Source organism: Streptomyces sp. NPDC093586 (genome assembly GCF_044764905.1).
Classification (GTDB): domain Bacteria; phylum Actinomycetota; class Actinomycetes; order Streptomycetales; family Streptomycetaceae; genus Streptomyces.
This window is the reverse complement of the sequence record NZ_JBIWJA010000002.1, coordinates 317,528-338,930: the sequence shown is the minus strand read 5'-3', so window position 1 is coordinate 338,930 and position 21,403 is coordinate 317,528. Positions and strand designations below refer to the sequence as shown.

Below are 21,403 nucleotides of genomic sequence, written 5' to 3'. Positions count from 1 at the left end.
TCCCGTGACCCCGACCGGGTCACGGGAACCGGCCTTCGCCGTTCACCCCGCCTCCGCGCTCACCGACCGCCAGATGCGCTCCGGCAGGTCGCGGGCGGCCTCGTCCAGGTCGATGTCGCCGAGGGTCAGCCAGCGGCGGGACGCGCCGACGACCGGGCCCAGGACCAGGGACTCGATCAGCGGCGGGGAAAGGGGCGCGAGCTCGCCCTTGTCGACGTACCGCCGGGCCCAGCCCGCCAGTGGTGTCAGCCTGGCCTCCTGGGCGTCACGGAGCTGCTTGGCCTGGGCCATGCCGAGGCGGTCGGCGTGGGAGGAGTGCAGGAGCCGGCCCGCCTCCGGGTGCTCCCGGATGAAGGAGAAGTAGGTGTGCACGAGGGCGCGGATGCCGGTCCGGGCGGTGCGTGAACGTTCCAGCGCGGTGACCATCTCGCCCAGCAGCCGCTCCAGCCACCGCATCAGCAGCGCGCCGACGAGGCCGTCGATGCTGCCGAAGTGGTGGTAGAGGCTGCCGAGGCTCACACCGCTGGCCTTGGTCACGGCGCTGACGGTCAGCCCCTGCTCGCCCGCTTCGCCGTACACCCGCAGCGCGGCGTCCAGGAGCAGCTCGACGGTGGCCTCACCGCGTTGTTGCTTGGGGCTCATGGGACGACCGTTCTTCGCCGGGGACCGTGACGGTCAGCGTAAAGCACTGTTCCTCCTGTACCGTTTCCGGCGGAGTTCTAGAGTGGCTTTCTAGAAAACTACTCCAGTTCCCTGTCCGTCGCCGCACACTGTGCGCATGTCTGGATCAGAGATGCGCACTCGGGCGGGGGCGTCGGCGGCCGCCGACGCGGCCGTGCTGCTCGCCCTGTCGCTCAACGGAACGGCGATCGACGAGTACGTGTACTGCCTGATCGGGCTGGGTTCCCACACACGGGTCTGAAGCGAGTTTCTAGAAGGAACTTCCAATTCGGGGCCGTGGTGGTCCACACTGGAGGACCGTTCGGGCCCGTGACCGTACGTACGAGGGGAATGTACGGCAACGGGCCCGGACAGACAGGCGGACGGGTGAGCGGAGGGCGGAGGGCGGAGGGCGAGCGGGGGCCCGGCCCCGATCGCCGGTTCAGTCCCTCTTCGGATCCTCGTCCTTGTCCCCGTCCGGGTCCCTGTGCTTCTCCTCGCCGAGGGACTTCAGGAAGTCGGGGTTGTCGTCCGGGGCCACCCACCGCCGCTGAGCGCCGCCGCCCCAGGGCGCTGCGCCGGCCGGGTGCCGCTTCTTGCCCGCGATGATCCAGGAGATCGACCCGACCAGCGGGAACAGCAGCACGAGGATCGCCCACAACGGCTTGGGCATGTGGCGGATGTCGTCGTCCTTCGTGCTGATGCAGTCGATGAACGCGTAGACGCTCAACGCCAGTGGCACGAGGAACATCAGCACCCGGAGCATGGGGCCTCTCCAGCGGAAGCGGTGGGCGGGGACGCGTCACGGCCCCCAGGTTCAGGGCCAGCGTAGCCGCTCGGGGATACTGGACCCCATGGCTTACGACGATCTTCGCTCCCTGCTCAGGGCGCTGGAGCGCGAGGGCGACCTCAAGCGCATCAAGGCCGAGGTGGATCCGTACCTGGAGGTCGGGGAGATCGTCGACCGGGTGAACAAGGCCGGCGGCCCCGCCCTGCTCTTCGAGAACGTGAAGGGCTCCGACATGCCCCTCGCGATGAACGTCTTCGGCACCGACCGGCGCCTGCTCAAGGCCCTCGGCCTGAAGGCGTACAGCGACATCTCCGACAAGATCGGCGGGCTGCTGAAGCCCGAGCTGCCGCAGGGCTTCGTCGGGATGCGCGAGGCGTTCGGCAAGCTCGGCGCGATGGCGCACGTGCCGCCGAAGAAGGTGAAGTCCGACAGCGCGCCCGTGCAGGAGGTCGTCCTGCGCGGCGACGACGTGGACCTGGAGCGGCTGCCCGCCCTCTTCACGTGGCCGAAGGACGGCGGCTCCTTCTTCAACCTGGGCCTCACCCACACCAAGGACCCGGAGACGGGCATCCGCAACCTGGGCCTCTACCGGCTCCAGCGCCACGACAAGCGCACCATCGGCATGCACTGGCAGATCCACAAGGACAGCCGCAACCACTACCAGGTGGCGGCCCGGCGCGGCGAGCGCCTGCCCGTCGCCATCGCCTTCGGCTGCCCGCCCGCCGTCACCTACGCCTCCACCGCGCCGCTGCCCGGCGACATCGACGAGTACCTCTTCGCCGGCTTCGTGCAGGGCAAGCGGATCGAGATGGTCGACTGCAAGACCGTGCCGCTCCAGGTCCCGGCCAACGCCGAGGTGGTGCTGGAGGGCTGGCTGGAGCCCGGCGAGATGCTGCCCGAGGGCCCCTTCGGCGACCACACCGGCTTCTACACGCCCCAGGAGCCCTTCCCGGCCCTGACGATCGACTGCGTGACGATGCGCAGGCGCCCGCTGCTCCAGTCGATCGTGGTCGGCAGGCCCCCGACGGAGGACGGCCCGCTGGGGCGGGCGACGGAGCGGTTCTTCCTCCCGCTCCTCAAGATCATCGTCCCGGACATCGTGGACTACCACCTCCCGGAGGCGGGCGGCTTCCACAACTGTGCGATCGTGTCGATCGACAAGAAGTACCCCAAACACGCCCAGAAGGTGATGCACGCCATCTGGGGCGCGCACATGATGTCCCTGACCAAGCTGATCGTCGTCGTCGACGCCGACTGCGACGTCCACGACCTGCACGAGGTCGCCTGGCGCGCGCTCGGCAACACCGACTACGCCCGCGACCTCACGGTCGTCGAGGGCCCGGTCGACCACCTCGACCACGCCTCCTACCAGCAGTTCTGGGGAGGCAAGGCGGGCATCGACGCGACGAAGAAGCTGCCCGAGGAGGGGTACACGCGCGACGGGGGCTGGCCGGACATGGTGCTGTCCGACCCGGAGACATCCGAACGGGTGACGCGACGCTGGAAGGAATACGGTCTGTGACAGCCAAGGTCATGAGGGAGCGCGGCATCGCATCGGCGGGGCTTCCCCGCCGATGCGGGGGTGGCCCGGTCGAGCGCCGTTGGACGGAGTACGGCCTGTGAGCGCCTCCGCCGCCGCGATGCCGCAGCCGGGGCGTACCAAGGCGTTCCTGCGCCTGGTGATGATCGAGCACTCGGTCTTCGCGCTGCCCTTCGCCTACATCGCCTCCCTCACCGCGATGTACGAGTGGGACGAGAACATCCACTGGGGCCGGCTGCTCCTGGTCACCGTCGCCATGGTCGGCCTGCGCACCTTCGCGATGGCCGTCAACCGGATCATCGACCGCGAGATCGACGCCCGTAACCCGCGCACCGCCCACCGCGAGCTGGTCACCGGCGCGATGTCGGTCAAGCACGCCTGGACCGGCGCGCTCGTCGCCCTCGTCGTCTTCCTCGGCGCGGCGGCCCTGCTCAACCCGCTCTGCCTGGCCCTCGCGCCCGTCGCGGTGATCCCGATGGTGGTGTACCCCTACGGCAAGCGGTTCACGAACTTCCCGCAGGCCATCCTCGGGCTCGCGCAGGCCATGGGCCCGGTCGGCGGCTGGCTGGCGATCAGCGGCAGCTGGTCCTGGGACGCCGTGATCCTCGGCCTCGCCGTCGGCATCTGGATCGGCGGCTTCGACCTGATCTACGCCTGCCAGGACGTCGAGACCGACCGGCAGGTCGGCGTGAAGTCCGTCCCGGCCCGCTTCGGCATTCCCGCGGCCATCTGGGGCGCCCGTGCCTGCCACACCGTCACCACGGCCCTGTTCGCCTGGTACGCCGTCGCCACCGACGCCGGCGCCTTCTTCTGGCTCGGCCTGCTGATCGTCGCGGGCGCCTTCGTCTACGAGCACACGATCGTGCGGCCGCACGACCTGACCCGCCTGAACCGGGCGTTCTTCAGCGTCAACGGCTTCATCGGCATCGCCCTGTTCGTGTGCGCGCTGCTGGATCTGCTGGTTCGGGGCCTCACCGTCTGAATACCCGGGGCCTGCGGCTAGGCTCGACATCATGAAGCCAGGACAGACGCAGCGCGCGCCTTGGATCGTGGGGGTGTCGGGGGCGTCCGGTACGCCGTACGCGGCGTCCGTGCTGCGGGCGCTGCTCGCGGCCGGCGAGAGCGTCGACCTGGTGGTCAGCCGGGCCTCGCGGCTCACCCTGCTCGACGAGACCGGCATCTCCTTCCGCGACGCCCACTGGCAGCAGGACCTGCGCGAGTGGCTGGCCCGCGGAGCCGACGGCAAGCCGGACGCCTTCGACGTCGACCTCGACGGCGACCGGGTACGGCACTGGAGCGCGGGCGACCTCGCGGCCGGGCCGTCCTCGGGGTCGTACCCCGCCAAGGGCATGCTGATCGTGCCCGCCTCCACGGCCTGCGTGGCCGGGGTCGCGCTGGGGCTGTCGAAGGACCTGCTGCAGCGGGCGGCGAGCGTGACCCTGAAGGAGGGGCGCACACTGGTCGTGGCCGTACGGGAGACCCCGCTGGACGGCCGGACGCTGCGGCACCTGGTGACCCTGGACGACGCGGGCGCGAGCGTGGTGCCCGCCTCCCCGGCCTTCTACGCGGGGGCGACGCACATCCAGGACCTGGTGGACTTCGTCGCCGGACGCGTCCTGGACGCGGCGGGCGTCGAGCACGGCCTGTACCGCCGCTGGCGCGGCGAGCTCGGCGGAGGGGCGCGCCCCGCCGGCTGAGCACGAACACCCCCCCCCACGAGCACACCTCACAAGCACACCTCACAAGCACACCCCACGAGCACCATCTCCCCCCACACGTATCTTCAGACCTCTTCAGTGGAAGGCTTCGATCGCATGGACGCGGTGGACAGGCAGCTCATCCAGGCCCTGAGGGAGAACGGCCGGGCCTCCTACGCGGAGCTGGGACGCCTCGTCGGACTGTCGGGACCCAGTGTCACCGACCGCATCAACCGGCTGGAGGCGGCCGGTGTCATCACCGGCTACCGGGCCACCGTCGACTCCGCGTCGCTCGGCCTCGGCGTCACCGCCCTGATCGGCGTCTCGCTCTCCGACGCCGCCGACCACGAGGACGTCGCGCAGCGGCTGCGGGACCTGCGGGAGATCGAGGACTGCTGGTTCATCGCCGGCGACGACTCGTACATGCTCAAGGTGCGCGCGGCCGACGTGGACGGCCTGGAGAGCATCATCCGCCGGCTGTCCGGCACGAAGGGCGTATCGCGGACCCGTACCACCATCGTGCTCTCCACCAAGTGGGAGAACCGGGTGGGCGAGCTGCCCGAAGAGGTGTAGCGGGCGGGGCGTACGGTTTACGGAGTCTGTCGGAGAAAGAGGTATCGCATGGACGCCGGGCTCAAGCGCGAGCTGGAGGAGAAGGTGCGGGCGGGCGTCCGCCTGACCCGCGAGGACGGCATCGCGCTGTACGAGTCGGACGACCTCGCCTGGCTCGGTGGCCTCGCGCACGAGGTGCGGACGCGGAAGAACGGCGACGTCGTCCACTTCAACGTCAACCGCCACCTCAACATGACCAACGTGTGCACGGCGTCCTGCGCCTACTGCTCCTTCCAGCGCAAGCCGGGGGAGAAGGACGCCTACACGATGCGCATCGAGGAGGCGGTGAAGCTCGCCAAGGCGATGGAGGGCGAGAACCTCACCGAGCTGCACATCGTCAACGGCCTGCACCCGAACCTGCCGTGGCGCTACTACCCGCGCTCGCTGCGCGAACTGAAGGCCGCGCTGCCGAACGTGTCGCTCAAGGCGTTCACCGCCACCGAGATCCACCACTTCGAGACGATCTCCGGGATGTCCGCCTCCGACATCCTCGACGAGCTGATCGACGCCGGTCTGGAGTCCCTGACCGGCGGCGGCGCCGAGATCTTCGACTGGGAGGTGCGGCAGCACATCGTCGACCACCGCACCCACTGGGAGGACTGGTCGCGCATCCACCGCCTGGCGCACGAGAAGGGGCTCAAGACCCCGTGCACCATGCTCTACGGCCACATCGAGGAGCCCCGTCACCGTGTGGACCACGTGCTGCGGCTGCGTGAGCTGCAGGACGAGACGAACGGCTTCCAGGTCTTCATCCCGCTGCGCTACCAGCACGACTTCGTGGACATGAAGGACGGGAAGATCCGCAACCGGCTCCAGGGGCGGACGCAGATGGCGACCGGCGCGGAGGCGCTGAAGACCTTCGCGGTGTCGCGGCTGCTGTTCGACAACGTCCCGCACGTCAAGGTCTTCTGGGTCATGCACGGCGTCCGGACGGCGCAGCTCGCGCTCCAGCACGGCGCCGACGACATGGACGGGTCGGTCGTCGAGTACAAGATCACGCACGACGCGGACGACTACGGCACGCCGAACAAGCTGACCCGCGAGGACCTGCTCGACCTGATCCGCGACGCCGGATTCCGCCCGGTGGAGCGGAACACGCGGTACGAGATCATCCGCGAGTACGAGGGCCCCGACCCGGCGCGTCGCGATACGCCGCAGGCGATGCGGGTCTGAATCCCCGGCCGTTCTCCGGGTGCGGGTGCGTGGGGATGTTCGCGCAGTTCCCCGCGCCCCTTCGGGGCACGTTCACCGGACGCCCCTGAAAGAGGCGCGGGGCTGTATCGATATGCGGCTCCGCCGCGTGGGCGCGAGCAGCCACCCGCACCCCCGCGCCCGGCACCGGGTCCGAACCGCCCACGGCGGGTACCCGCACCGCATGGCCGTCACCAAGTCACCCGAGGACGACTACACCGCGCAGCCCTTCGTTCCGGACCGCGGCGGCCTCGCCGCCCTGCGGAAGGCCGCCGCCGGCTGCCGCGGCTGCCCCCTGCACCGGGACGCCACGCAGACCGTGTTCGGCGCCGGCACGGCGGACGCGCGCGTCATGCTCGTCGGCGAGCAGCCCGGTGACCAGGAGGACCGCCAGGGCAGGCCCTTCGTCGGCCCCGCCGGCGAACTCCTCGGCCGGGCCCTGGCGGAAGCGGGCATCGACCCGGCGGACGCGTACGTCACCAACGCCGTCAAGCACTTCAAGTTCACGCAGGCCGAGCCGCGCAAGCGCCGTGTCCACAAGTCGCCCACCGTACGCGAGTCGACGGCGTGCGGGCCGTGGCTGGCCGCGGAACTGGCCGTGGTGGAACCCGAGCTGATCGTGGTGCTCGGTGCCACCGCCGGGAAGGCGCTGCTCGGCTCGTCGTTCCGGGTCACGCAGGTGCGCGGCACCGTCCTGGAGGAGGAGATCCACGGGCGGACCGAGACGTTGGTGCCGACGGTGCACCCGTCGGCGGTGCTGCGGGCGGACGACCGGGAGGGCGCCTACCGGGGACTGGTCTCCGACCTGGAGGTGGCGGCGCGGGTGTTGTCGTGAATCTCTTCCCGAGAGCGGGCTGGTAATGGTTAATATATTCCCGTGCCCCTTACTTTCACGCTCGACCCCGCCCTGACCCCCGAACTGCGCGACGGCGTCCTCGGCCTGTGGACCGACGTGTCCAACGCCGACGGCGCCGTCGGCTTCGTGCCGCCGGTGACGCGGGAGGACATCCGCCCCGATCTGGTCAAGCACATGGTGGCCATGGCGGAGGGCCGCACCCGGCTCCTCGTCGGACACGACGAGGAGGGGCGGGTGGCCGCCACCGCGTTCCTCGCCCTCAACACGCACCGGCTGATGACCCACTGGCTGTGGCTCTACACGGTGATGGTCCACCCGCGCCACCAGGGCCGCGGGTATGGCCGGGACCTGATGGCCGCCGCCGCCGACGCGGCCCGCACCTGCGACGGCATCGAGGCGATCCGGCTCACCTGCCGGGGCGGTGGCGGTCGGGAGCGGTTCTACGCGTCCTGCGGTTACAAGGAGGTCGGCCGGGTGCCCGGCGCGATCCGCGTGGCGCCGGGTGACGACCGGGACGACATCACGATGCTGCTGCCACTGGCCTGAGCGCGGCACCCCGGCTGTGGCGCGCGGGCCCCGGCGTGCTTCACTGGACATTGCCTATTTGGGTACGTTCTGGCCTCCACCAAACGGAAGAGTGGATTGAGATGCTCCGCTACACGCTGATGCGCCTCGGGATCTTCGTGGGCTGCCTCGTGGCCGTCTGGGGCCTCGTCTACGCCGGCGTGTTCCCGCGCGGCCTCGGCGACTCCAACGGCATGTGGATCGTCCTGCTGTCCCTGCTGCTCTCGGCCCCCATCAGTTTCGTGGTGCTGCGCGGGGAGCGGGACCGCGCCTCCGTGCAGGTCGTGCAGCGGGTGGACCGCATGAAGGCCAACCTGGAGGCCAGCCGCAGCCAGGAGGACCTCGCCGACGAGGCCGCCCGCGTGCAGGGCCAGACCTCGTAGCTCCCGTCACGCGTTCGCGCGCCCCGGTTTCCGAATCACAGGAAACCGGGGCGCTGTGCGTTTTACGGGCAGGAGTCGTCCCCAGCCTCTCAAAGCGAGGCTTTGGGGGTCTCAAAGCGTAAGTGTTAAAGTCATACGCATGAAGCCAGCAGCCGCGCCCGCCACGCCGCCGAGCCTCGGGCTCGTGGCGCGCCTGCACGTGGACCTCTGTCGGTGCGCGTCCGCGAACTGTCGCCCCTGACGTCCCTTCTCGTCCCGCTGTTCCCCGCGTCAGCACTGCGCGTCCGTCCCCGCGTCCCGTCCCCCTACGGAGCATGTCCGTGTCTTCTCCCACGAAGTCCTTCAAGGTGCCCTTCTGGGCCCAGATAATCGCCGGCCTCGTCCTCGGCGCCCTGCTGGGCTGGCTGGCCCGCAGTCAGGACGTCTCCTGGCTGGTCACCACCCTGGACAAGATCGGCGGCATCTTCGTCGGCCTGCTGAAGCTGGCCGTCGCCCCGCTCGTCTTCTTCGCGATCCTGGTCTCGATCACCAACCTGCGGAAGGTCAACAACGCGGCACGCCTGGCGTCCCGCACCCTCCTCTGGTTCATGATCACGTCACTGATCGCGGTGGCCATCGGCCTCGCCATCGGCCTGGTCACCAACCCCGGCGCGGGCACCGGCCTCACCCCGGCCGACGGCGCCAAGCCCGAGCACACCGGCTCCTGGCTCGACTTCCTGACCGGCATCGTGCCCACCGACGTCATCACGCCGTTCACCGAGCTGAACGTGCTCCAGATCGTCTTCATGGCCGCCGTCGCCGGTATCGCCGCCCTCCAGCTCGGCGAGAAGGCCCAGCCGATCCTGAACCTGAGCGAGTCCGTCCTCGAACTCCTCCAGAAGGCCCTGTGGTGGGTCATCCGCCTGGCCCCGCTGGGCACCGTCGGCCTCATCGGCCGCGCCATCGCCACCTACGGCTGGGACCTGATCGGCAAGTACGCGACCTTCACCGCCGACATCTACGTCGGCTGCGCGATCGTCCTGTTCGTGGTCTACCCGGTGCTGCTCGCCACCGTCGCCAAGGCCAGCCCGCTCCAGTTCTTCAAGGGCGCCTGGCCCGCCATCCAGCTGGCCTTCGTCTCCCGGTCCTCGGTCGGCACCATGCCGCTGACCCAGAAGGTCACCGAGCGCCTCGGCGTGCCGAAGGAGTACGCGTCCTTCGCCGTGCCGTTCGGCGCGACGACCAAGATGGACGGCTGCGCCGCGATCTACCCGGCGATCGCCGCGATCTTCGTCGCGCAGATCTTCGACATCCACCTCGGCGTCGGCGACTACCTGCTGATCGCCTTCGTCTCGGTGGTCGGCTCCGCCGCCACGGCCGGTCTCACCGGCGCCACGGTCATGCTGACGCTGACCCTGTCCACGCTGGGCCTGCCCATGGAGGGCGTCGGCCTCCTCCTCGCGATCGACCCGATCCTGGACATGATGCGCACCGCGACCAACGTCGCCGGCCAGGCCCTCGTCCCGGTCATCGTCGCCGCCCGCGAGGGCCTGCTCGACCGCAAGGCGTACGACGAGGCGCACAGCTCGCCGCTGGAGGAGCCGGAGCGGGAGAAGCAGGACGCGGAGCCCGTCCCGGTCGCGGCCTGACCGCCTCGCCGCTCGACCGCTTGGCCATGACAGGGTGCCCGGACGTGCTGACGTCCGGGCACCCTGTCGTGTGCGTACTGACGGCGGACCGGCCCCGGTGCCCGCTGGAGGGGGCCGGACCGAAGCGGTGGCCCAGGCCGCCGGGCAGGGCCGGGCGGCTCCCGGCCCCACGAACGGTTTCCGAGCGGGGCTTGCCCTGACGTAAGGTTACCCAGGGTAAGTCGATGTCGTCGGGACGAACGCGACCTACCCGCAGGTAACCCCCGAGGCTGCACAACCCCGGCGCCGGACCATTCCCGAACCCGCACCGACTCCCCACGCGAGCCCCGTACGATCCTCACCCTGACCGCCGGTAACACCCCGGCAGGGCCTCGCCCACCGGCCCCGGTGGTGAACGCCTCGGTGTGCGAGGCACGTACGTCATGCAGCTGAGCAGTGTCGCCGCTGCACGTTCCAGGAGCCGCCCGTGACCACCCCGCTTCCCTCCTTCGCCCCCTCCGCCGCCTTCGCCGACTCGCCCGGTCCCACCCTGGTGGCACCCGAGACGCGGCACCTGGACGGGGCCGTGCGGGAGGCGTACGTACCGCCCCTCGCGCCGCCGGTGCGGCGCGGCTCCCTCGCCGACCTGCCCTTCGAGAACGCGGTCGCCGTCCCCGGCGCGGTGGTCCTCAGCCGCCGGTCCGGGGACGGGCACTGGAGCGACGTGACGGCGGCCGAGTTCGCCGGGCAGGTGCTCGCGGTGGCCAAGGGGATGATCTCCGAGGGCCTGAGGCCGGGCGACCGGATAGCGATCATGGCCCGGACGACGTACGAGTGGACACTGCTGGACTTCGCCGCGTGGGCCGCGGGCCTCGTCACCGTCCCGGTCTACCCGACCTCCTCCCTCTTCCAGCTCCGCTGGATCCTCCAGGACTCCGGCGCGGTCACCCTGGTCACCGAGACGGCCGCGCAGGCGGCGGCCCTCGGTCCCGAGCTGGACCGCCTCCCCGACCTGAGGCACCTGTGGGTCATGGAGAAGGGACACGTGGAGCAGCTGGCCGAGCTGGGCGCGCGGGTGCCGGACGCGGAGGTGGACGTACGCCGGGGCATGCTGAGCCCGAGCACGCTCGCCACCGTCATCTACACCTCGGGCACCACCGGCCGCCCCAAGGGCTGCGTCCTGACCCACGGCAACTTCTTCGCCGAGGTCGACAACGCGATCGAGCTGCTCCACCCCGTCTTCAAGGCGGAGTCGGAGGAACCGTCGGTCCTGCTCTTCCTCCCCATGTCCCACGTCTTCGGCCGGATGGTCGCCGTGGCCTGCGTCCGCGCGCGGGTCCGCCTCGGGCACGCGCCGAGCCTGAAGCCGCAGGACCTGCTGCCGGTCCTGGCCGCCTTCCGGCCGACCTGCCTGCTGACCATCCCGTACATGCTGGAGAAGGTCTTCAACGGTGCGCGCGCCAAGGCCGAGTCGGGCGGGCGGGCCGCGGTCTTCGACCGCGCGGTCTCGGTGGCGGTGCGCTACGGCGAGGCCGTGGAGGCCCGCCAGACCGGCTCGGGCGGCGGCCCGAACCGCGCCCTGAAGACCGCCCGCTCCTTCTACGACCCTCTCGTCTACCGCAAGATCCGTCACGCCATGGGCGGCCGGGTCCGGCACGTCATCTGCGGCGGCTCCCCGCTCGGCCGCCGCCTGGCCGCCTTCTACGCCGGCGCCGGCATCGAGATCTACGAGGGCTACGGGCTCACCGAGACGACGGCCGCGGCGACGGTGACGCCCCCGCTGAAGCCGCGCCTGGGCACGGTGGGCTGGCCGCTGCCCGGCACCCGGATCCGGATCGCCGCCGACGGCGAGATCCTGGTCGCCGGCGACCAGGTGCTGCACGGCTACTGGGACCCCCAGGCGGGCGGCGTCGTCCCGGCCGCCCCCGACGGCTGGTTCCCCACCGGCGACCTCGGCAGCCTGGACGACGAGGGCTACCTGACGATCACCGGCCGCAAGAAGGAGCTGCTGATCACGGCCGGCGGCAAGAGCGTGGCCCCGGCCCCGCTGGAGAACTGGCTGCGCGCCCATCCCCTGATCTCCCAGTGCATCGTCCTCGGCGACCGCCGCCCCTACGTCTCCGCCCTGTTCACCCTCGACCCCGACGGCCTCACCCACTGGCGCCGCATGAACGGCAAGCACCCGGTGCCGCCGGAGCTGCTGACCGACGACGAGGAGCTGCGGGCGGTGCTCCAGCGGGCGGTCGACGAGGCGAACAAGCTCGTCTCCCGCCCGGAGTCCATCCGCCGCTTCGCCGTTCTGCCCAGGGACTTCACCGAGTGGGAGGGCCACCTGACCCCCTCGATGAAGCTCCGCCGCGACGTGATCGTGCGGGACTTCGCGGAGGCGGTGGAGGGGCTGTACGAGGAGTAGGGGAGAGCCGGCTCAGCGGCGGGCGATCAGGCACGCCTGCGGGATCTTCGCGGAGGTGTCCTCCTCCTGCACGCGCACCGTCCGCGACAGCACGGTGAAGCCGGCCCGCTCCAGCAGTCCGGCCATCGGCTCCGGCCGCCGCCGTTCGAAGGCCAGGGCGACCTCGTGGCCGAAGGGGCGGTCGAGGCGGCTCGGCTCGTCACCGACCTGGAAGGCGAGGAGGAAGTGCCCGCCCGGGGCCAGTACGCGCCGCACCTCGCCGAAGAGGTCCGGCAGCCGGTCCCAGGGCGTGTGGATCGACGAGTACCAGGAGACCGCGCCCGCGAGGGCGCCGTCGGGCAGGTCCAGGTCCAGCATGGAGCCCTGCTCGAAGCGCAGGCCCGGGTTCTCGCGGCGCGCGATCGCGAGCATGGCGGCGGAGAGGTCGAGGCCGAAGACCCGCAGGCCGAGCGAGGCGAGGTGGGCGGTGACCCGGCCGGGCCCGCAGCCGAGGTCGGCCACCTGTCCCTCCGGTCCCACCAGCTCGGCGAAGGCGCCCATCAGCGCCCGGTCCAGCGCGGTGCCGGCGCCGATGGAGCGGAAGTGGTCGGCGTAGTCCTCGGCGATGGTGTCGTAGAAGGTCCGGGTGGTGTCCAGGAAGCCGGTGTCGTGGGTCATGTCGGGACCCTAGGGGCTGCCACCGACAGTCATCCAGAGGTGCTCGGAGCCATCCGCAGCCATCCGCGGCCGTCCGCGGCCGTCGGAATTCACCGGGAATTCACGAGGATGCCGGAAAGGGCAGGAGCCCCGTCACCGAAACGGCGCGGGGCTCCTTGGGTACTGCTGTCGATCAGACAGGAGTGACATTCTCCGCCTGCGGACCCTTCGGGCCCTGCGTGACGTCGAAGGACACCTGCTGGTTCTCCTCGAGGGAACGGAATCCCTGAGCGTTGATCGCGGAGTAGTGGACGAAGACGTCCGGGCCGCCGCCTTCCTGGGCGATGAAACCAAAGCCCTTTTCGGCGTTGAACCACTTCACGGTTCCGGTAGCCATAAGCCCTCCTTGGGCTCAAAGGGTTGCCCTGCTCCAGAACCAGCAAGTGTGAAGACCGATCCGCACAACTGCATATGTCTGAGAATGACGAGAGCCCGCGGTCACATGCTCCGCAGGCTCTGTACTGCAAGGGAAACCAAACTGCAACTTGCTGTGAGCCTAGCACGCAGGCCCCCGAGCGCAACAGAGGCCAAGATCACGTCACCCGAATGTTTGAACGCACGTGTCATTCGGCCGACACCGGGGGCGGCTCCGGGCGTCCGTCGGGGGAGGGCTAGCCTCGCGATGTGGACAATTCTCGCACCCGGCCGCGCGTCGGCCACATCCAGTTCCTGAACTGCATGCCTCTGTACTGGGGGCTCGCGAGAACGGGAACACTCCTCGATTTCGAGCTGACGAAGGACACCCCGGAGAAGCTCAGCGAGCAGCTGGTGCAGGGCGACCTCGACATCGGACCGGTCACCCTGGTCGAGTTCCTCAAGAACGCCGACGAACTGGTCGCCTTCCCCGACATCGCCGTCGGCTGCGACGGCCCGGTGATGTCCTGCGTGATCGTCTCGCAGGTCCCGCTGGACAGGCTGGACGGCGCCCGCGTCGCCCTCGGGTCGACCTCGCGCACCTCGGTCCGGCTCGCCCAGCTGCTGCTGGCCGAGCGCTTCGGCGTCCGGCCCGACTACTACACCTGCCCGCCGGACCTGAGCGTGATGATGCAGGAGGCCGACGCGGCCGTCCTCATCGGTGACGCCGCGCTGCGCGCCAACATGATCGACGGGCCGCGCCTCGGTCTCGAGGTGCACGACCTGGGCGCGCTGTGGAAGGAGTGGACGGGCCTGCCGTTCGTCTTCGCGGTCTGGGCGGCCCGGCGCGACTACGTGGAGCGCGAGCCGGTCATCGCCCGCAAGGTGCACGAGGCCTTCCTCGCCTCCCGCAACCTCTCCCTGGAGGAGGTCGACAAGGTCGCCGAGCAGGCGGCCCGCTGGGAGGCCTTCGACGAGGAGACCCTCGCGCGGTACTTCACGACCCTGGACTTCCGCTTCGGCGCCCCGCAGCTGAAGGCGGTCGCGGAGTTCGCCCGCCGGGTCGGCCCGACGACGGGTTTCCCGGCGGACGTGAAGGTGGAGCTGCTCGAACCCTGAGCGTCGCGCCGTCGGCCCACTACGCTGCTGGCAGGTTCCGGCGTACGGGGGAGGGGTGGGCCGATGCGGCCGCTCGATGTCGACGAACCCACCGTCGTGGGGCCCTACCGGCTGCTCGGCCGGCTGGGCTCCGGCGGCATGGGCAGGGTCTACCTGGGCCGCAGCGCCGGCGGCCGGACGGTCGCCGTGAAGATCGTGCACCCGCACTTCGCGCTGGACGAGGAGTTCCGGGCCCGGTTCCGCCGTGAGGTGGAGGCCGCCCGCCGGGTGGGCGGCGCCTGGACGGCGCCCGTGCTCGACGCCGACCCCGACGCGCGCGTGCCCTGGGTCGCCACCGCGTACGCGGCCGGACCGTCCCTGGCGGCGGCGGTCGCGGACGGCGGCCCGCTGCCCGCCCACTCCGTGCGGGCGCTGGGCGCGGGCCTCGGTGAGGCGCTGGCCGCGGTGCACGAGCTGGGCCTGGTACACCGGGACGTGAAGCCGTCCAACGTCCTGCTCACCCTCGACGGCCCCCTGCTGATCGACTTCGGCATCGCCCGGGCCACGGACGGCACCGCCTCCCTGACCTCGACGGGCGTCTCGATCGGCTCGCCCGGCTACATGTCGCCCGAGCAGATCCTCGGCAAGGGCGTCACCGGCGCCGCCGACGTCTTCTCCCTCGGCGCGGTCCTCGCCTTCGCGGCGACCGGCGCGCCGCCCTTCCCCGGGGACTCCTCGGCCGCGCTGCTCTACAAGGTCGTCCACGAGGAGCCGGAGCTCGGCACCCTGGACGGCGAGGTGCGGGAACTGGTCCGCCGGTGCCTGGCCAAGGACCCCGCCGCCCGTCCCGCCCCCGGCGAGGTGGCCCGGCGGCTCGCCCCGGACGGCGCCGCCCGGCTGGTCGCGGGCGGCTGGCTGCCGGGGGCGCTGGTGGAACAGGTCAGCCGGAGCGCCGTACAGCTGCTCAACCTGGAGGCGGCGGGGGAGGACGCGCCGGGGTCGGGGCCGGTGGGCTTCAGCCGGCCGTCGGTGACGGCGGGGGCGGAGACGGCAGGCGGGGAGGGGGTTCCCGCGCCCACCGTCGGAGCCTTCGGGCCGCCGCCGGTGATGCCGGGGATTCCCGCGCCCACCGGGGCTTCCGCGCCCACCGGGGCTTCCGCGCCTCCCGCGCACTCCGTGTCTCCCGTGCACTCCGTGTCTCCCGTGCACTCCGTGTCTCTCGCGCACCCCGTGTCTCCCGCGCACTCCGTGGCTCCCGAGGCACCCGCGTTTCCCGGGGCGCCCGCGGATGGTTCCGCGTCCCCCGGTGCGGTGCCCGGGCCGCGGGACGGTGGGCGGGGGCCCGGGAAGCTGTCCGTGCACATGGCGGCGGCCTCGACGCGGGGCGGTGACGGACGCGGGCGCAGGCTCAGCTGCACGGTGGCCCTCGCCGTGGCGGGGGCGCTGGCCGCGGTGACGGTCGGCTCGGTGTTCCTGCTCGACCTGCTGCCGGGCGAGCGCCGGGACGCCGCCGGCGGCGGCGCCGACCGCGACGCCCGGTCGCCGTCCGCTCCGAGCGGCGACCGGAGCAGCGACCCCGGCGCCGGCGGCTCGGGCGGTGCGGACGGCGAAACCCCCGCACCGTCCGGTGCGGGCACCGTCCCCGCCGCCTACCTCGGCACCTGGGAGGGCCAGGGCACCGCCCTCGGCGGCACGCTCCCGGCGGGCACCTTCCGCGTCACCATCGAGAAGGCCGGCGTCGGCCAGGAGCTGGGGCGGTTGCGCCAGACCGACCAGCTGGGCGGCGTCTGCGTCGACGTCCTGACGCTGAAACAGGTGACGGACGAACAGATCGTCGCCGCGTCCGTCGGTGCCGAGGACAACCACAGCGGCTGCAACCAGTCGCCCACGACCGTCCGCTTCACGCCCGTCGGCGACGACCTGGACTACGCCTCCGAGAGCGCCGCGTCGGGCAGGCCCGAGGCACGGCTGTCGAAGGTCGGGTAGGCCGGGTCGGCGGGAAAGGCACCGGCCGCGGGGCGGAGCCCCCTAGGGTGTGCGCGTGCTGAGCGTCGATGTGGTCGATGTGCTGGTCCTCCTCGTCGCCGTGCTCTGGGGCGCGGTGACGGGCGCGCTGCTGCCGCGGGCGGCCTACCGGTTCTCCGCCCCCTCCGGTGAGGCGTGGCACGACGCGTGCCCGGCCGCTCATCCCCTGCGGGGGTGGCTCGGTCCGGCGCGGTGCGCACGGTGCGCATCCCCTGCGGAGCCGCGAGAGCCGGGTGCGGCGGCGGCCCGGCCCCGCGCGGTGCCGGGAGGGCCGCGTGCGGTCGCGGACGGATCCGACGCGGTCGCGGACGGACGGCCCGCCCCGGCGTCGTACGGTCCCGGCGCCGCCGTGCCGGCCGTCGTCACCGCCCTGGTCTGCGCCGCCCTCGCCGCCGCCACCGGGACCCGGCCCGAGCTGGCCGTCTGGCTGCTGCTCGCGCCGGCCGGCGTGCTGCTGGCGGTCGTCGACCTGCGGGTACGGCGGCTGCCCGACCCCCTGACCCTCCCGCTGGCGGGCACCGCGCTCGCCCTGCTCGGCGTCACCGCGCTCCTGCCCGAGCACGCCGGGGAGTGGAGCACCGCCCTGCTGGGCGCCCTCGCGCTCGGCGCCGGCTACTTCGCGCTGTTCCTCGTCAACCCCGCCGGCATGGCCTTCGGGGACGTCAAACTCGCCCTGGGCGCCGGTGCCGTCCTCGGCTGGTACGGCTGGCCGACGCTGATGCTGGGCACCTTCGCCGGGTTCCTGCTCGGGGCGGTGTACGGGGGCGCGCTCGTCGTCGCGGGCCGGGCCGGGCGCCGGACGGCCATCGCCTTCGGCCCGTTCCTGCTCGCGGGCGCCTTCCTCGGCGTCCTCGCGGGCGCGTACGCGGCCTGAGCGCGGCCGGGGAAAGGGCCTGGCGTACGCTGGTCGCGTCCGTCCACAACCCTTACGAAAGGGACGCCGGTGACCGAGAAGGCCGACCTTCAGCCCATCCTCGACCGTGCCGCCGCCGGTGGGCGGATCACCCCCGAAGAGGCCCTCGTCCTCTACCGCGACGCCCCCCTGCACGCGCTCGGCGCCGCCGCCGACGCCGTCCGCAGGCGCCGGTACGCGGGCACCGAGCACATCGCGACGTACATCATCGAGCGCAACATCAACTACACGAACGTGTGCGTCACGGCGTGCAAGTTCTGCGCCTTCTACGCGGCCCCCAAGGACACGAAGAAGGGCTGGAGCCGCGACCTCGACGACATCCTGCGCCGCTGCGCGGAGACCGTCGAACTGGGCGGCACGCAGATCATGTTCCAGGGCGGCCACCACCCGGACTACGGCGTCGAGTACTACGAGAAGCACTTCGCCGCCATCAAGAAGGAGTTCCCCGAACTCGTCATCCACAGCCTGGGGGCGAGCGAGGTCGAGCACATGGCCCGGATCTCCGGGGTGTCGGTCGAGGAGGCCATCACCCGGATCCACGCGGCCGGGCTCGACTCCTTCGCCGGCGCCGGCGCCGAGCTGCTCCCGGAGCGTCCGCGCAAGGCCATCGCGCCGCTGAAGGAGTCCGGCGAGCGCTGGCTGGAGATCATGGAGATCGCGCACGGACTGGGCGTCGAGTCGACGTCCACCATGCTGATGGGCACCGGCGAGACCAACGCCGAGCGCATCGAGCACCTGCGGATGATCCGGGACGTGCAGGACCGCACCGGCGGCTTCCGCGCCTTCATCCCGTACACCTACCAGCCCGAGAACAACCACCTGAAGGGCCGCACGCAGGCCACGCTCTTCGAGTACCTGCGGATGATCGCCATCGCCCGGATCTTCCTCGACAACGTCGCCCACATCCAGGGCTCGTGGCTGACCACCGGCAAGGAGGTCGGCCAGCTCTCCCTGCACTACGGCGCCGACGACCTCGGCTCGATCATGCTGGAGGAGAACGTGGTCTCGTCGGCCGGCGCCAAGCACCGCTCCAACCGGCTCGAGATCATCGACCTGATCCGCAAGGCGGGCCGCGTCCCGGCGCAGCGCTCCACGACGTACGAGCACCTCGTCGTGCACGACGACCCGGCGAACGACCCCGTCGACGAGCGAGTGGTCTCCCACATCTCGTCCACGGCGATCGAGGGCGGCACGGCCCACCCCGAGCTGAAGCTGCTCGCTTCCAACTGACGCCGCCGTGCTGACGATCCACGTCGCCGAAGCCTCGCCCGAGGCGGCCGTCGTGGTCGACGGCGCGCATCTCGCCGCCGTCGGCCCGTACGAGGCACTGGCCGCCGACCACCCGCGGGCCCGGGTGCGCCGGTGGCCCGGGCTCCTGACGCCCGGACTGCTCAACCCCTACGGTCCGGAACTGCTGGAGCAGGCCTACCACCCCGACCCGCGCGAAGCGGACCGGCTCGGTACCGAGCCGGTCTTCGGGGAGCGCGCGCGGGCACTCCTCGACGGCCAGCCGTCCGCGCGGGGCGCCAGTGCCCGGCGCGGGGTGCAGCGGATGCTGGCGCACGGCACGGTCGCCGTCGCCGGTGAGCTGCGCAGCCGCGCGGCCCTGGACGCGGTGCGGGGAGCGGGGCTCGCCCTGGCGGGGCGTCCGGCCGGCCTGCCCGGGCCCGCGTCGTTCTCACCGGTGCCGCTCGTGCTGCTTCCCGGGCTCGCACCCGGGAGACCCGCGCGGTTCGCGGTGTTCGACGTACCCGACCGGGCCGCGCTCGTGCGGGACGGCGCGTCCACGTGCGTGGCGACCGTCGTCGCGGGCCGGATCGTGTACCGGCGTCGCTGAGCGCGCGCTATCCCGCGAACGCCTTCGCGAACGCGCCGCTCTCCTGGTCCACTCCGCTGCAGTCGGTCAGCGCGTCGTCCGACGAGGAGTCGTCGCCGCACGGCCGGTCCCGGAACGTCGCCCACATCGACACCCAGGCGATGCCCTTCTCCTCGGCGAAGGCGCGGACCTCCGCGGCGTCCGCGAGCGTGAACGTCTCCCCGGCGACGTCGTTGACGCCCGGCATCGAGGTGAGCGCCATGCCGTGCCAGGCGCCCGCGTCCGACGTCCCGAAGACCTTCCTCAGCTGCGTGTGGGCGGCCTTGGCGGAGGTGAGGGCGTACTCGCCCATGTCGCCGCCGTAGGACTCGCCGTAGTTCATGACCATGAGGTTGACCGTGGAGACCTTCACGCCGTGGTCGTTGGCGGACGCCAGCAGCGCGAGGGAGGGCGTGTCCAGGCCCGAGGGCATCACCGGGAGGGTGAAGGAGACCTCCAGGCCGCTCCGCTCCTTCTGGAGCAGCGCGATCGCCTCCGAGCGCAGGGCGACCGAGCCGGCGTCGGTCAGCGCGTCGCCCTCGACGTCGAAGTCCGCCCGCGTGGCCCCCGCCGCGTCCAGGGCCTCGCCGTACGCCGCGGCCAGCGCGGAGGCGCTGTCGCAGGCGGCCGCCAGTTCCTTGCCGGAGGAGCCGCCGAAGGAGACGCGGACGGCGGCGCCCGACTCCTTCAGCTCGGCGACGCGGGAGGCGACCGAGGCGTCGCCGATCTCCTGGACGCCGTTCCAGCGCGGGTCGCAGTCGTCGCCGGAGGCGATCACGAACGCCAGGTTGTACGCCGCCGGGGAACCCGCCGCGTCGTTGGCGGAGGCCGTGGTGGCGCTGACATAGGGGGCGTAGGAGGTGCCCGTGGCCGCGGCGGACGGTGCGGCCGAGCCGGACGGCGCCGCACCGTCCGCACCGGCCGCGTCGGCCGTGCCGTCCTGCCCGGAGCAGCCGGCGGTGGCCAGGGCGAGCAACAGGGCGCACCCGGCCACCGCCTTCCGGTAAGCCCTCATGTGCGTACGCTCCCGTTCTCTTCGTCGGTCGGGTGAATGTCCCACGGGCGGCTGGGCCTTTCCCGAGGAAAGCGTGCGGTTTCCCGGCGTCTCCCAGGGAACGGACGGGTTGCGCCGCTTTTCCTCGTGAACTCACAGGGAAGACCCAGTTTGCGGCAGGAAAGGTTCCCTAATGTCCGGGGAATGCGCTCCGAGCCTGCCTTCGTAAGCCGCGCCGCCCCGGGCGAGAGGCTCGCGCACGGTCGCCGCCGTCACCGCGGCAACGGGTCCGCAGAAGGGCCCGTGTCCGTCGACAACTCCGGACGCCGGGCCAGGCCGCTGCGTCGGCTGGGTCCTGATCGCGGTGTCCGTCGTCCTCTTCGGCCGGGTGGAGGACGACGCCGCGCGGAGGAGGCCGAGGTCCGTGCCGTGAGGCGGCCCTGCGACAATGGGCGGGTGACCCGCGCTTCCCTGAACAAGCAGCCGCACGAAGTCGCCTCGATGTTCGACCACGTCGCGGAACGGTACGACCTGACGAACACGGTGCTCTCGCTCGGCCAGGACCGGGCGTGGCGCAAGGAGGTCGCCCGGGCCGTCGACGCCCGGCCCGCGCAGAAGGTCCTCGACCTCGCCGCCGGCACGGCGACCTCGTCGCAGCCCTTCGCCCGCGCCGGCGCCTACGTCGTCCCCTGCGACTTCTCCCTCGGCATGCTCCGGGTGGGCAAGGAGCGGCACTCCTGGATGCCGTTCACCGCGGGCGACGCGACGCGGCTGCCGTTCCGCGACGACGTGTTCGACGCGGTCACCATCTCCTTCGGACTGCGCAACGTGCAGGACACGGACGCGGCGCTGCGCGAGATGTACCGGGTGACGCGGCCCGGTGGCCGGGTCGTCATCTGCGAGTTCTCGCACCCGACCTGGGCGCCGTTCCGCACCGTGTACACCGAGTACCTGATGCGCGCCCTGCCGCCGGTGGCCCGCGCGGTGTCGTCCAACCCCGACGCCTACGTCTACCTCGCCGAGTCCATCCGCGCCTGGCCCGACCAGGCGGCCCTGGCCCAGCGGCTGCGGAAGGCCGGCTGGTCGAAGGTGGCGTACCGGAACCTGACCGGCGGCGTCGTGGCGCTGCACCGGGGCTTCAAGGAGAGCTGAGCG

23 protein-coding genes are annotated in these 21,403 nt (G+C 71.8%); 18 read left to right on the top strand and 5 right to left on the bottom strand.

The annotated features are described in order from the left end of the window. Positions 1-42: 42 nt before the first annotated feature. Positions 43-642, bottom strand: a complete 600-nt coding sequence (locus ACIRFH_RS03765; RefSeq protein WP_403516915.1) for a TetR/AcrR family transcriptional regulator — start codon at positions 640-642, stop codon at positions 43-45. A gap of 136 nt (positions 643-778) precedes the next feature. On the opposite strand from ACIRFH_RS03765, the gene ACIRFH_RS03760 reads away from it, so the two are divergent. Next, the gene (locus ACIRFH_RS03760; protein ID WP_403516914.1) at positions 779-922 is read left to right on the top strand and encodes a hypothetical protein; all 144 of its coding nucleotides are present in this window, start codon (positions 779-781) and stop codon (positions 920-922) included. A gap of 180 nt (positions 923-1,102) precedes the next feature. Here ACIRFH_RS03760 and ACIRFH_RS03755 read toward each other — a convergent pair whose 3' ends face one another. Continuing rightward, on the bottom strand, positions 1,103-1,426 hold the full coding sequence (locus tag ACIRFH_RS03755) for a PLD nuclease N-terminal domain-containing protein (protein ID WP_403516913.1): 324 nt from the start codon (positions 1,424-1,426) through the stop codon (positions 1,103-1,105). An 88-nt stretch (positions 1,427-1,514) separates the two neighbouring features. Here ACIRFH_RS03755 and ACIRFH_RS03750 point away from each other — a divergent pair, with 88 nt between their 5' ends. The 11 genes from ACIRFH_RS03750 (at position 1,515) to ACIRFH_RS03700 (ending at position 12,313) form a co-directional block, all read left to right on the top strand. Then, the gene (locus ACIRFH_RS03750) at positions 1,515-2,972 is read left to right on the top strand and encodes a menaquinone biosynthesis decarboxylase (protein WP_403516912.1); all 1,458 of its coding nucleotides are present in this window, start codon (positions 1,515-1,517) and stop codon (positions 2,970-2,972) included. 52 nt (positions 2,973-3,024) lie between these two features. Beyond that, on the top strand, positions 3,025-3,972 hold the full coding sequence (gene mqnP, locus ACIRFH_RS03745; protein ID WP_403516911.1) for a menaquinone biosynthesis prenyltransferase MqnP: 948 nt from the start codon (positions 3,025-3,027) through the stop codon (positions 3,970-3,972). A 31-nt stretch (positions 3,973-4,003) separates the two neighbouring features. Continuing rightward, on the top strand, positions 4,004-4,687 hold the full coding sequence (locus ACIRFH_RS03740) for a UbiX family flavin prenyltransferase (protein ID WP_403516910.1): 684 nt from the start codon (positions 4,004-4,006) through the stop codon (positions 4,685-4,687). A 117-nt stretch (positions 4,688-4,804) separates the two neighbouring features. Beyond that, positions 4,805-5,260, top strand: a complete 456-nt coding sequence (locus ACIRFH_RS03735; protein ID WP_385472710.1) for an Lrp/AsnC family transcriptional regulator — start codon at positions 4,805-4,807, stop codon at positions 5,258-5,260. 48 nt (positions 5,261-5,308) lie between these two features. Then, positions 5,309-6,472 (top strand): aminofutalosine synthase MqnE, encoded by a 1,164-nt coding sequence (mqnE, locus tag ACIRFH_RS03730; RefSeq protein WP_403516909.1) that lies wholly within the window; start codon positions 5,309-5,311, stop codon positions 6,470-6,472. Between the two features lie 202 nt (positions 6,473-6,674). Then, entirely contained in the window at positions 6,675-7,325 is a 651-nt protein-coding gene (locus tag ACIRFH_RS03725; protein WP_403516908.1) for a UdgX family uracil-DNA binding protein, read from the top strand. 42 nt (positions 7,326-7,367) lie between these two features. After that, complete coding sequence (locus ACIRFH_RS03720) at positions 7,368-7,892, top strand: GNAT family N-acetyltransferase (RefSeq protein WP_403516907.1); 525 nt, start codon at positions 7,368-7,370, stop codon at positions 7,890-7,892. A gap of 101 nt (positions 7,893-7,993) precedes the next feature. Next, the gene (locus tag ACIRFH_RS03715; RefSeq protein ID WP_403516906.1) at positions 7,994-8,293 is read left to right on the top strand and encodes a DUF4229 domain-containing protein; all 300 of its coding nucleotides are present in this window, start codon (positions 7,994-7,996) and stop codon (positions 8,291-8,293) included. A 139-nt stretch (positions 8,294-8,432) separates the two neighbouring features. Next, entirely contained in the window at positions 8,433-8,534 is a 102-nt protein-coding gene (locus tag ACIRFH_RS03710) for a putative leader peptide (protein WP_318213912.1), read from the top strand. Between the two features lie 73 nt (positions 8,535-8,607). Then, positions 8,608-9,921 carry a dicarboxylate/amino acid:cation symporter gene (locus tag ACIRFH_RS03705; protein WP_403516905.1) on the top strand — a complete coding sequence of 438 codons (1,314 nt, stop codon included), beginning with the start codon at positions 8,608-8,610 and terminating at the stop codon, positions 9,919-9,921. Between the two features lie 466 nt (positions 9,922-10,387). Then, positions 10,388-12,313, top strand: coding sequence for an AMP-dependent synthetase/ligase (locus ACIRFH_RS03700; RefSeq protein ID WP_403516904.1), 1,926 nt, complete (start codon positions 10,388-10,390; stop codon positions 12,311-12,313). A gap of 12 nt (positions 12,314-12,325) precedes the next feature. Here the strand turns inward: ACIRFH_RS03700 and ACIRFH_RS03695 are convergent, their stop codons facing one another. Then, positions 12,326-12,970, bottom strand: a complete 645-nt coding sequence (locus tag ACIRFH_RS03695; RefSeq protein WP_403516903.1) for a class I SAM-dependent DNA methyltransferase — start codon at positions 12,968-12,970, stop codon at positions 12,326-12,328. Between the two features lie 172 nt (positions 12,971-13,142). Next, positions 13,143-13,346, bottom strand: a complete 204-nt coding sequence (locus tag ACIRFH_RS03690) for a cold-shock protein (protein WP_003974443.1) — start codon at positions 13,344-13,346, stop codon at positions 13,143-13,145. Positions 13,347-13,633: 287 nt separating this feature from the next. On the opposite strand from ACIRFH_RS03690, the gene ACIRFH_RS03685 reads away from it, so the two are divergent. The 5 genes from ACIRFH_RS03685 (at position 13,634) to ACIRFH_RS03665 (ending at position 19,236) form a co-directional block, all read left to right on the top strand. Continuing rightward, on the top strand, positions 13,634-14,482 hold the full coding sequence (locus ACIRFH_RS03685) for a menaquinone biosynthetic enzyme MqnA/MqnD family protein (protein WP_403516902.1): 849 nt from the start codon (positions 13,634-13,636) through the stop codon (positions 14,480-14,482). Positions 14,483-14,545: 63 nt separating this feature from the next. Then, a complete protein-coding gene (locus ACIRFH_RS03680; protein WP_403516901.1) occupies positions 14,546-16,447 on the top strand; it encodes a protein kinase in 1,902 nt (633 codons plus the stop codon). Positions 16,448-16,502: 55 nt separating this feature from the next. After that, positions 16,503-17,360 carry a prepilin peptidase gene (locus ACIRFH_RS03675; protein ID WP_403516900.1) on the top strand — a complete coding sequence of 286 codons (858 nt, stop codon included), beginning with the start codon at positions 16,503-16,505 and terminating at the stop codon, positions 17,358-17,360. A gap of 69 nt (positions 17,361-17,429) precedes the next feature. Further along, positions 17,430-18,629: a cyclic dehypoxanthinyl futalosine synthase gene (gene mqnC / locus ACIRFH_RS03670; protein WP_403516899.1), complete on the top strand. Its 1,200-nt coding sequence runs from the start codon at positions 17,430-17,432 to the stop codon at positions 18,627-18,629. A 7-nt stretch (positions 18,630-18,636) separates the two neighbouring features. Next, on the top strand, positions 18,637-19,236 hold the full coding sequence (locus ACIRFH_RS03665) for a hypothetical protein (protein ID WP_403516898.1): 600 nt from the start codon (positions 18,637-18,639) through the stop codon (positions 19,234-19,236). Between the two features lie 7 nt (positions 19,237-19,243). Here ACIRFH_RS03665 and ACIRFH_RS03660 read toward each other — a convergent pair whose 3' ends face one another. Then, positions 19,244-20,269: a chitinase gene (locus ACIRFH_RS03660; protein ID WP_403516897.1), complete on the bottom strand. Its 1,026-nt coding sequence runs from the start codon at positions 20,267-20,269 to the stop codon at positions 19,244-19,246. 435 nt (positions 20,270-20,704) lie between these two features. Here ACIRFH_RS03660 and ACIRFH_RS03655 point away from each other — a divergent pair, with 435 nt between their 5' ends. After that, positions 20,705-21,400: a demethylmenaquinone methyltransferase gene (locus ACIRFH_RS03655; protein WP_403516896.1), complete on the top strand. Its 696-nt coding sequence runs from the start codon at positions 20,705-20,707 to the stop codon at positions 21,398-21,400. The last annotated feature ends 3 nt before the right edge of the window (positions 21,401-21,403 follow it).